This is a genomic window from Bradyrhizobium sp. SHOUNA76, from assembly GCF_023006445.1.
GTDB lineage: Bacteria > Pseudomonadota > Alphaproteobacteria > Rhizobiales > Xanthobacteraceae > Bradyrhizobium.
The window spans coordinates 1-7,225 of sequence record NZ_JALBHA010000342.1 but is presented as its reverse complement, the minus strand read 5'-3'; the positions used below and the strand labels follow the sequence as shown (position 1 = coordinate 7,225).

7 protein-coding genes are annotated in these 7,225 nt (G+C 64.7%); 3 read left to right on the top strand and 4 right to left on the bottom strand.

Features of this window, described 5'->3' with window-relative positions; translation table 11 throughout:
• Positions 1-203: 203 nt before the first annotated feature.
• A complete protein-coding gene (locus tag MOV74_RS26760) occupies positions 204-1,334 on the bottom strand; it encodes a site-specific DNA-methyltransferase (protein ID WP_309486836.1) in 1,131 nt (376 codons plus the stop codon).
• A gap of 412 nt (positions 1,335-1,746) precedes the next feature.
• Between MOV74_RS26760 and MOV74_RS26755 the strand changes: the two genes are divergently transcribed.
• The gene (locus MOV74_RS26755) at positions 1,747-2,685 is read left to right on the top strand and encodes a neutral zinc metallopeptidase (RefSeq protein WP_246929461.1); all 939 of its coding nucleotides are present in this window, start codon (positions 1,747-1,749) and stop codon (positions 2,683-2,685) included.
• Between the two features lie 218 nt (positions 2,686-2,903).
• Positions 2,904-3,467, top strand: a complete 564-nt coding sequence (gene moaB, locus MOV74_RS26750) for a molybdenum cofactor biosynthesis protein B (protein WP_246929458.1) — start codon at positions 2,904-2,906, stop codon at positions 3,465-3,467.
• 237 nt (positions 3,468-3,704) lie between these two features.
• On the opposite strand, the gene MOV74_RS26745 is transcribed toward moaB, so the two are convergent.
• Together MOV74_RS26745 and MOV74_RS26740 are read right to left on the bottom strand one after the other, a co-directional pair.
• Positions 3,705-4,664: a helix-turn-helix domain-containing GNAT family N-acetyltransferase gene (locus tag MOV74_RS26745; RefSeq protein WP_246929456.1), complete on the bottom strand. Its 960-nt coding sequence runs from the start codon at positions 4,662-4,664 to the stop codon at positions 3,705-3,707.
• Positions 4,665-4,724: 60 nt separating this feature from the next.
• Entirely contained in the window at positions 4,725-5,300 is a 576-nt protein-coding gene (locus MOV74_RS26740) for a glycosyl transferase (RefSeq protein ID WP_246929455.1), read from the bottom strand.
• 325 nt (positions 5,301-5,625) lie between these two features.
• On the opposite strand from MOV74_RS26740, the gene MOV74_RS26735 reads away from it, so the two are divergent.
• Positions 5,626-6,465, top strand: coding sequence for an RMD1 family protein (locus MOV74_RS26735; RefSeq protein ID WP_246929454.1), 840 nt, complete (start codon positions 5,626-5,628; stop codon positions 6,463-6,465).
• Between the two features lie 110 nt (positions 6,466-6,575).
• Here the strand turns inward: MOV74_RS26735 and MOV74_RS26730 are convergent.
• A partial coding sequence (locus MOV74_RS26730) for an acetate/propionate family kinase (RefSeq protein WP_404979179.1) occupies positions 6,576-7,225 on the bottom strand: 650 nt, incomplete at its 5' end.

Here is a 7,225-nt window from a genome sequence, read left to right as displayed (position 1 = left end):
CCGATCCGATCGAACGGCGACCCAGCTCGGGCGGCCACCCGGGCTGGGCCATTCCTCACGGAACGGCTCAATATAATCGATCGCCCTAATACAAGGGTGGGCAAAGGCGCGAAGCGCCGTGCCCACCAATCTGCATTTTGTCGGAAAGGTTCGGTCGGCACGGCGCAAGGGCGCCTTTGCCCACCCTACGAGATCGGAAGCGGCTACTCCGCCGCCATGCCGGCGCGGATTTCGGCGCGCAGCTCGTCGATCAGCTTGAGACCCCTCTTGGTCTCGATGTGCCAGAACGTCCAGCCGTTGCAGGCCTGCGCGCCTTGCGCCACCGCGCCCATGCGGTGGATCGAGCCGACCTTGTCGCCGAACATGATGGCGCCGTCGGCGCGAACCAATGCGCCGAGCTTCTTCTTGGCGTCGAACAGCTTCGTGCCGGGCATGATCATGCCGCGTTCGATCAGTTCGGAGAACGCGACCCGCGGCGCTTCGCGCGCGGTCATGAACGGGGCAAGGCTCGCCTCCGGCAGCGGCTCGACCGCGGCGATGCGCGCTTCGGCGGCCTTGGCGTAGGTCTTATCGCGCTCGAAGCCGATATAGGAGCGGCCGAGGCGCTTTGCGACCGCACCGGTGGTGCCGGTGCCGTTGAAAGGATCGATCACGAGATCGCCGGGTTTCGACGACGACAGCAGCACGCGCGCGAGCAGGCCTTCCGGCTTCTGCGTCGGATGCACTTTCTTGCCGTCGGCGCCCTTGAGGCGCTCCTCGCCGGTGCAGAGCGGGATCAGCCAGTCGGAACGCGCCTGCACGTCCTCGTTGGCGGCCTTGAGCGCCTCGTAATTGAACGTGTAGCCCTTGGCCTTTTCGTCGCGCGCGGCCCAGATCATGGTCTCGTGCGCGTTGGTGAAGCGGCGGCCGCGGAAATTCGGCATCGGGTTCGACTTGCGCCAGACGATGTCGTTCAGGAGCCAGAAGCCGAGGTCCTGCATGATCGCGCCGACGCGGAAGATGTTGTGGTAGGAGCCGATCACCCAGATCGTCGCCGACGGCTTCATCGCGCGGCGGGCCGCCAGCAGCCAGGCGCGGGTGAAATCGTCATAGGCGGAGAACGAATCGAACTTGTCCCAGTCGTCATCGACGGCGTCGACATGGGATTCGTCGGGGCGCTTGAGATCGCCCTTGAGCTGGAGATTGTAGGGCGGATCGGCGAACACAAGGTCGACCGAACCGGCCTGAAGCTTCGACATCTCGGCGACGCAATCGCCGAGAATGATGCGATGCGAAGGAGACTCGAAATTTGTGCGGGGCGCCCTTGCAGACGCCCCGCGACGCGACTCTACCATGACTCAAGAACTCTGACTCAGGCGACGCTGTCGGCGACGCGGGACCAAACAACCGACTGACCGTTACAATGAAGCGGCAAAGTAAAAATCGACTTAACCCGCCGCTTTCGTGAGCAGGCCGCGCATCACTCCTCGCGTGCGATTCATCATGCGCATTCGTCGTGTTTTGCAGTGTATTTCGCGTTTCGTCGCATTGCGGGAGCGATCATGGCCCCAAAAAGGCGTCGAATTTCTCTCGGAAAAAATTGCTCGACCCTCGGAAAAAATTGCTGGCATCGGCATGTTGCCGCACTAGGCAATTTTTGCCGGCCACGATATTGATAAAGGCAACGGAAATTTTACCTGTGTGGCGCGTTGAGCTTTCGCGCTTCTGCGCCGAATGACGCCAATCGAGGACTGAGGAAAACCCGCCATGCGCTACGATGATTTCCGCCGCAGCGACGACATCGAGGATCGTCGCGATGATGGTGGCGGTGGCGGTGGCGGTGGAGGAGGTGGGTTCGGGCTGCCGATGGGCGGCGGCGGGCTCGGCATCGGCACCATCATCGTGCTTGGCCTGGTCGGCTACGCCTTCGGCATCGATCCGCGCATCCTGATCGGCGGCGCCGAGATCCTCACCGGCGGCGGCCAGGCGCCGAGCTACCAGACCGATCGTCAGTCCACCTCCGCCAAGCGCGGCGCGCCGACCGACGAGATGGGCAGCATGATCTCCGGCATCCTCGGCGAGATCGACGATCGCTGGAGCGAAATCTTCCAGGCCTCGGGCCAGTCCTACACCGGTCCGAAGGTCGTGCTGTTCCGCAACGTCACCAATGGCGGCCGCTGCGGCCGGGCGGAGTCGGCGATGGGCCCGTTCTATTGTCCGCCGGATCGCACCATCTTCCTCGATACCTCGTTCTTCCGCGAGGTCGAGACGCGCTTCCGCGGCTGCTCCGGCAAGTCGGCGTGCAATTTCACCACCGCCTACATCATCGCGCACGAGGCCGGCCATCACATCCAGAACCTGCTCGGCATCATTCCGCGCGTGACGCGGCTGCAGCAGCAGGCCGGCAGCAAGGCGGAGGCCAATGCGCTCCAGGTGAAGGTCGAATTGCAGGCCGACTGCCTGTCCGGGGTCTGGGTCAATCGGGAGGCGAAAAAGCGGCCGAACTTCCTGGAAGCCGGCGACATCGACGCCGCGCTGACCACGGCGAGCGCGATCGGCGACGACACGCTGCAGCGCCAGGCCACCGGACGCGTCGTGCCGGATTCCTTCACCCATGGTTCGGCCGCGCAACGCAAGCAGTGGTTCATGACCGGCTATCAGCAGGGCACGGTCCAGGCCTGCAATACGTTCGGGGGCGGGACGTAGTAGCCTGTCGCTCCGGGACGCGCGTAGCGTGAACTATGATGCGCAATTGCGCATGTGGGAATCCGGGAGTAGTGGCGTCATCCTGAGGTGCGCGCCCCTTGCGCGCCTCGAAGGATGGCGCAGCCCGCGGCTCATCCTTCGAGGCTTGCGGTGCGCTTGCACCGCAAGGCGCGCACCTCAGGATGACGGCGGTGGGTGTTGAGAGAAGGTGCAGCGCTATGGCTTCCATCGATGAAACGAAACAGTTTGTTCCGCTCAACATCGCGGTGCTCACCGTGTCCGACACGCGTGCGCTGGCCGACGACAAGTCCGGCCAGACGCTCGCCGACCGCCTCCTGGCTGCCGGCCATCATCTCGCAGCGCGCGAGATCGTCACCGACGACGTCGAAGCCATCCGCGCCGTGATCCGCCGCTGGATCGCAGATGGCGGCGTCGACGTCGTCATCACCACCGGCGGCACCGGTTTTACCGGGCGCGACGTCACGCCGGAGGCGATCGAGCCGCTGTTCGAAAAACGCATGGACGGTTTCTCGATCGCGTTCCACATGTTGAGCCACGCCAAGATCGGGACGTCGACGATCCAGAGCCGCGCCACAGCGGGCGTCGCGGGTGCGACCTACATTTTCTGCCTGCCAGGCTCCCCCGGCGCCTGCCGCGACGGCTGGGACGGCATCCTTGCAGCCCAGCTCGACTACCGCACGCGACCCTGCAATTTCGTCGAGATCATGCCACGCCTGGACGAGCATCTGCGAAGGCCGAAGGCGCAAGGCGCGACGGTGTAAGTGCGGATAGCACTCCGGCATCTCTCCACACGATCAGTACCGCAGGGTGGGCAAAGCGGAGCGTGCCCACCACAGTAGCGCTGGATTGGTGGGCACGGCGCTCGCGCGCCTTTGGCCACCCTACGTACCTGACTCGCGGAGACATACCCCTCACCCAAGCGAGCCTGTGTCTGCCAGTTGAGCTGCCCTCTCCCGCAAGGGGCAAGGGCGCATTCATGCGCATCTCGCTTCGTGCAGCTAGAGATCCCGCTCCCACGTCTCGCCAATCAGATCGGCACCGAAGCTGTGGTGCTTCTCTTCCCTCACGAGCTTGAAGCCTGCACTTTGATAGATGCCGCGCGCGGCCACCAGGATGCTCTGCGTCCACAGCGTCATCCTGCTGTAACCCCTCTCCCGCGCGCCCTGGATGCATTGCTCGACCAGCGCGCGGCCGACGCCGAGGCCCCGCGCTTTCTTCTCCACCTGCAGCAGGCGCAGCTTGGCGATCTCGTCCGTGGCCTTGACCAGAAAGATCGAGCCGACCGGCTCGCCACCCACTTCCGCGATCCAGCAGTGCTCGCGCGTGGCGTCGTAGTTCCTGATGAACTGTGCGCAGATCTCGGCGACCAGCGCCTCGTAGCTGATGTCCCAGTTGTAGTCCGCTGCATAGGCGGCGGCCTGGCGGGAGGTGACCCAGCCCATGTCGCCGACACGATGGCTGCGCAGCATGAAAGAAGCGGGCTGGGTTCGACGTTGCTCAAGTACCGCCTCGATGGTCGCCATGGCCTGCGTAAGCCGCGTGGCATCGTCGGCCGAAAGCTGAGCCAGCATGGCGGCGACCTCGTTTTGCGAGCTCAGGTTCAGCTTGGCGTAGGTCTGGCGGCCCTTGGCGGTGAGGCTGAGCTGGTATTGCCTGCGATCCGCGGGCAGGGGCTTTCGCGTGATCAGCCCCTTTTCGTCGAAGTTTTGGACGATGCGGCTGAGATAGCCGGGGTCGAGACCCAGCTCGAGCCCGATCTGTTTTGCCGCCAGGTCGTCGCGATGCGCGAGTTCATAGAGCACCCGGGCCTCGCTCAGCGAAAACGGGGTCTTTCCAAGGTGCTGGTCGAGCACACCGAGCTTGCGGGTATAGAAGCGGTTGAAGGCGCGGACCGCTGCGATGTGATCGCCGGCGACCGGTTCGGCCGCCGGGGTTAATGGCGAAGAGCTGGATGGCATGGGACACCTCGATATTTGCCATTGTCAATTAATTATTTGACCTTGGCAAGTATCTGAGCTTCAGCCCGTCATGACGATCCGGCTGCGCAGCATGGTCCGGGACGAGCGGCCGAGCCGCCGGAGCAGCCGCGCTTCGGGGCGTCGAGCCTGCGGCGGGTAGCCGCCGATCCGGTCGTAGTGGTCTCGCGCGATCAAAAGTCCCTGGTCGCTGAGCGGGCCGATAAGCTTGCGCGCGACGGCGCGGAGGATGTCGCGCAATCCGCTATCCGCGTAAGGCGAGCGCGCATAGCGGAATACCGCAGCACGGTCCCGTCCGCTGGTCGCGACGGCCTGGATGAACTGGGTGGTTTCCTCGATCCAGCCGGTTTCCAGCACGGCGCCCGCGGGCAGGAACATCAGCCACGGCGAGCGTGCCTGGAGTGCGCCGGCTGCGAGCGCGGCGCCTTGCGAGGATCCCTCGAAGCCCACGAAACGGCAGCCTGCGACGTCGGCAACGCGCTCGATGACGCCGTTGCGGGTGCCGTCGACCAGCAGCACTTCCCGGATGATGCCGGCGGCGGCGCCGGGGACCAGCGCGGCCAGAGTCGCCACCGCAGTCTGCTCGACGCCTTCGGTCGGAATGATGACGCTCAGCATGATTGAAGCTTCAATGTCTGCACTTCGGGAGAAGCGTAGCTCGTTATGATGTTGTCATAAACATGCAGCGCTGCCGAGTGCAACTTTTCGGACGCGCTTCGGCACGCGATGGTAAACTGCCAGAGAGGTCGCATCCAAATATGTCCGCACGGGGTGGCGATATTGCCGAATGTTTCGGCGGCGTGCGTCCTGACCGTATTAGTGCGGAGTTTTGCCGCAACATTGCACGGCGCGCGGGCCGGTCGCAATCCTGCAAGAGGCGGATGCGATAGCGTACGGGCGAGCAGGAAAACCCTGCAATTCACGATGCTGACAAGGGCTTCGCATGAACGCCGATCAACTTGCTGTTAACACGCTGCCGACATCTCCCAAGCCGGACGGTGCGCCGACCTTGCGGATCCGCGCCGTGATGCTGGGTGAGCGCATCAATCCCTCCGGGCTCGAACTGGGGGCGACCGTCTCCTCGATGCCGGCGGCCTTCCGCGTCCATGCCGGCCTAGCGGTGATCTTTCGCTGCGGCGTCGTGGTGCTGATCGGTCTCCTTCCTTCGGAGGAGAAGGTGCTGATCGACAGCCTGAAGCCCCGCGTCATCGGCGAGCTCAGCCCCTATGAGGAGGAGATCGCGCAGGCCCAGCTCTGCCACGACGAAGCCGCCGAGGCGATCCAACCGGGCGGCCCGATCTGCCTCGCCAAATTCTCCGACGACCGGCTGCTGCTGATCGTGGACGCGCTCGCCAAGAGCACGTCGCTGGCGCGCGACGAGCGCCGCGTCGCCGCGGTCTTCGATGTGATCGAGCCCTTTGCGCGGGAGCTCGCCGAACACGGCCGCACGCCGCGCCGGCGCAAGGGCGTTCTGCAACTGATCGGCAATGCATTGCTGGTGCAGCAGCGCGTCGCCGGTCGCGTCGCGATCGCCGAGAAGCCCGACGTGCTCTGGGAGAAGCCCGAGCTCGACCGGCTCTATTCCCGTCTCGAAGACGAATACGAACTGAAGGAGCGCCTCGACACGCTCGAGCGCAAGCTCACCGCGGTGTCGGAGACCGCCAACGCGCTCACCGACATCATCGACACCCAGCGCTCGCTGCGCCTCGAGATCGCGGTGGTGGTGCTGATCGTGATCGAGGTCGCGATCGGGTGTTTTCAGATATTGTCGGGGACACATTAGGGCGGCGAGAGGGCTGTCTCTCCGCGAGTCTGATATCGTAGGGTGGGCAAAGGCGCACTTGCGCCGTGCCCACCAGACAGAGGTGGCGGGCACGCTTCGCTTTGCCCACCCTACGATACCTGGGTTTTCGTCCGCAGCATCGCGACGCAATGCCGTGCCATCACCTGTTCCTCATTCGTCGGAATGACGAACACTTCGACGGCACTGCCTCTTCCGCCGATCCGCTCGCGCGCTTCATCATTCGCAGCCGCATCGATCCGCACGCCGAGCCACGCCAGGCGCTCGCCGATCGCGCCGCGGATCTCCTTCGCGTGTTCGCCGATCCCGCCGGTGAAGACCAGACAGTCCAGTCCTTTAAGCGTGGTGGCCATCATCGCGATCTGCTGTGCCGCCCGGAAGACGAACAGATCGACCGCCTCTCGCGCAGCAACCTCGCTACTCGCGAGCAGTGTGCGCATGTCCGCGGAGAGGCCGGAGACGCCGAAGAGGCCGGACTCGTGATAGAGCAGGTGCTGGACATCCTCGACCGACATGTTCTCGTGCTGTTGCAGATAGAGCAGGACGCCGGGATCGATCGTGCCTGAGCGTGTGCCCATCACGAGACCGTCGAGCGGCGTCAGCCCCATCGTGGTGTCGATGCTGCGGCCGTCGCGCAGCGCGCAGAGGCTGGCGCCATTGCCGAGATGCGCGATGACGGTGCGCTTGCCCGCGAGCTCGGGCGCGATCTCGGCGAGGCGCCCCGCGACATATTCGAAGGAGA

Bases quoted from the DNA above. Each gene is read 5' to 3' on its own strand.
- MOV74_RS26760 (WP_309486836.1), bottom strand. From the start codon at position 1,334: ATGGTAGAGTCGCGTCGCGGGGCGTCTGCAAGGGCGCCCCGCACAAAT.
- MOV74_RS26755 (WP_246929461.1), top strand. From the start codon at position 1,747: ATGCGCTACGATGATTTCCGCCGCAGCGACGACATCGAGGATCGTCGC.
- moaB (WP_246929458.1), top strand. From the start codon at position 2,904: ATGGCTTCCATCGATGAAACGAAACAGTTTGTTCCGCTCAACATCGCG.
- MOV74_RS26745 (WP_246929456.1), bottom strand. From the start codon at position 4,664: ATGCCATCCAGCTCTTCGCCATTAACCCCGGCGGCCGAACCGGTCGCC.
- MOV74_RS26740 (WP_246929455.1), bottom strand. From the start codon at position 5,300: ATGCTGAGCGTCATCATTCCGACCGAAGGCGTCGAGCAGACTGCGGTG.
- MOV74_RS26735 (WP_246929454.1), top strand. From the start codon at position 5,626: ATGAACGCCGATCAACTTGCTGTTAACACGCTGCCGACATCTCCCAAG.